This is a genomic window from Tetzosporium hominis, assembly GCF_002265435.1.
Taxonomy (GTDB): domain Bacteria; phylum Bacillota; class Bacilli; order Bacillales_A; family Planococcaceae; genus Chryseomicrobium; species Chryseomicrobium hominis.
The window spans coordinates 1-265 of sequence record NZ_NOKQ01000149.1 but is presented as its reverse complement, the minus strand read 5'-3'; the positions used below and the strand labels follow the sequence as shown (position 1 = coordinate 265).

Annotated in this window: 1 protein-coding gene; it reads left to right on the top strand. The window is 42.3% G+C overall.

Annotated elements, in window-relative coordinates; genetic code table 11:
- Positions 1-265: branched-chain amino acid transport system II carrier protein (locus CF394_RS03420; RefSeq protein ID WP_207761673.1), on the top strand; the 265-nt coding region annotated here is incomplete at both ends.

Sequence of the window (265 nt, the reverse complement as noted above, 5' to 3'; positions counted from 1 at the left end):
AGTAATCTTGTACCCAATCACCATCGCCATTGTGATGATTGTGATTGTTAATAAGTTTGTCGCCCTATCAAAACCAGGTATGCAGTTAACTATTGGGCTTGTTACAGCGATTGCTCTTGCAAGCGTCCTTGGAAGTTCTTTTAAGATTGAGTTCCTAGCAAATCTCGTCAATGCTCTTCCGTTTGCAGCTGCCTCTCTACCATGGCTAGTGCCAGCTATTATCGGAATCTTGCTTTCACTGGTTTTACCAAACAAACAAGAGAGT